1 protein-coding gene and 1 pseudogene are annotated in these 2162 nt (G+C 63.0%); one reads left to right on the forward strand and one right to left on the reverse strand.

Going from position 1 to position 2162, the window contains the following annotated elements; genetic code table 11:
* Nucleotides 1-116: 116 nt before the first annotated feature.
* Nucleotides 117-1457: pseudogene (locus tag J7360_RS19925) on the reverse strand (MobA/MobL family protein); the annotation flags it as partial.
* A 265-nt stretch (nucleotides 1458-1722) separates the two neighbouring features.
* Here J7360_RS19925 and J7360_RS19930 point away from each other — a divergent pair.
* Nucleotides 1723-1977 carry a hypothetical protein gene (locus J7360_RS19930; protein WP_081027878.1) on the forward strand — a complete coding sequence of 85 codons (255 nt, stop codon included), beginning with the start codon at nucleotides 1723-1725 and terminating at the stop codon, nucleotides 1975-1977.
* The last annotated feature ends 185 nt before the right edge of the window (nucleotides 1978-2162 follow it).

Here is a 2162-nt window from a genome sequence, read left to right on the forward strand (position 1 = left end):
GACAAACGCAAGGCCGGCCTCATTCCATCCCGCCAAACTGCCGAACCCATCGAGGTGGGTCAACTCTAAGTTGCTGATCAGCGTTCAAGGTGGGTCAGTTTGAAGTTGTTGTTGACATCGAGGGTGCTCAACCGACGCCCGCGCCGCTGCTTCCAGTCTCCCTGCGTCCATGAGGTCCCCGGCTCGGGATTGTTCGCCAGGAAGTCGTGCCACGCGTTCTCGGCCATGTGGTGCAGCTTCTCCGCTCGGCGCACCGCCAAGAGCCGCCGGGCGAACTTCATGGTCGCTGCCTTGAAGCGCCGCAGTCGACGGAGCAACTCGTTGAGGTCAGGACGGAGCTGCGCCGCTTCGGCGAAGGCAGTCACGCGCTCCCTGATCCACTGCAGCAGGTCCAGGGTTGCTTGGAGCGTTTGAGCCAAGCGAGGATCGGCTTGAGCAGCCACTCCCCATTCGTCGCTGGCCTCTTCTGCGAGCTCCGCGACTGAACGTGGCGCGCGCGACGGCTTGGCCTCCTCGGCCTCCATCAGTCCCAGCCCACGGGCAATGGTCGCCATGCTGCGGGAAACCTCGATGTGCCCTGCCCCAGGCCCGAGCGGCAAGGACAGCCCATCAGAAGGTCGGCGAGCCTGGCTGTGACCGTCGGGCACCGGCATGGCGCGCCCCTCCTGCTCGAACACGGCGATGAGCTTTCGGAAGGTCTCCTCGTTGGTCTCCTCGATTCGACGGTTCTCGTCCGAACGCTCCGACGGCTGGCCCCGTCGAGCCAGCGCGGTGCCGTTTTTGCCGACGTGCTTGGTCGGCTCTCGGGAGAGCACGGCAGCCGCAGCCAAGTCGCCGCGCGCTAGGGCATCGTCGGCCTGGGCGGCCAGGCTGCGATGGTCCACGCGAAGCTCAAGCGCGGCCTTCTCAAGGTGGGCATTGATGGTGGATGCAATGAGTTCGCGCACCCATTGCACTTCGACACGCCCCGAGGGCCCGCCATCCAGTTCCTTGGTTTTGTCCGTGAGACCGTCCGGACCCATGCGACGCGTCGTCGCCAGGACATGGACGTGCCAGTTCAGCCCATCCTTGCTGCCTGGGCTGTGGATGCTGGCCTGGGCCGCGAACCCGTAGCGCCCGACCAATGCGCGGGTGACTTCCACGGCCAGCTCAGAGCGCTGGAAGTCATCGAGTTCGTGCGGCAACGCGAACTCGAACTCCCGGGCAACCGTCGAATCTTTGCGACGCTCAGCCGCCTCAGCCGCCGGCCAGAGCTCAGCGGGGACCAGGGCCCAATCGGGCGCGTCCTCGGGAGCGATGCAGCGCGTTTCGACCACGCCGTCCCGGCGGCGGTAGTCGTGGCGCAGGCCGGTGAGCGCGTCCTCCAACAGCAGACCGGCGCGGTAGGCGGCCGCTGCGATGGACGAATGTCCTTTGGCACGGCTGAAGGTTTTGACGTTGGCGTGGTAGATGGCCATGAGGCGGCGACTCCGAAGCAGTGGGATTGCTTGGTTTATGCTTCGGCTTTGGATTTTCGCAAGCGCCCTCGGCGCTTGGGGTTCAAGGGGCGAAGACCCTTGCGCACGTGTCACGCAGTGACACCTAGGTGCGCTCTTGCTTCTTTCTTCCAAGCCTTGTTTTTGAGCCTTTTCGATTCTCGGGCGGACGAAATTCAAGACCAGCCCAACGCTTGACGTAAGCCGTTTTCCTGGTTGACTCATTTCCACCAGGCAGGAGAAACGTATGACCGCAACGAATCACTACCGAGACCAAATTCAGCGGGCCACCGAGCGCTTGGCCCAACTGCAAGCAAGAGAGCTTTTAGCCAACCAGCGCCGCGAAGCGAAGGCGCAGGAAACGGCAAAGCGAGAAGAAGTGAAACGACGGCAACGCGTGGTAGACATCCTGGTTTCCACTGGTGCGCACATGCTGGACGAAGCAGAACTGGAAGCGTTGCTTAGCAGCCACATGAAAAATCGTGCTGGCTCGTTTCACTAGAGCCCTCGCAATCATGGCCGGCACGCCATGTCGGCGAGCACTTTTCAGGGACCGCCCCTGGTCATCGTCGGCCCCTGTTCCTGCTGCTGATTTTGCTGCTGCGTTTGTTCTAAAGCCTGCTGACGCACCTGGTCTTGCTTGATAACCTCAGCTTGCTGCAGGCTCTGCTGGGCCGGCTCCTGAGC

The sequence above is a fragment of the Xanthomonas sp. D-99 genome, from assembly GCF_017746145.1.
Classification (GTDB): Bacteria; Pseudomonadota; Gammaproteobacteria; order Xanthomonadales; family Xanthomonadaceae; genus Xanthomonas; species Xanthomonas cissicola.

Coding starts and splice junctions, on each gene's coding strand:
- J7360_RS19930 (WP_081027878.1), top strand. CDS start 1,723: ATGACCGCAACGAATCACTACCGAGACCAAATTCAGCGGGCCACCGAG.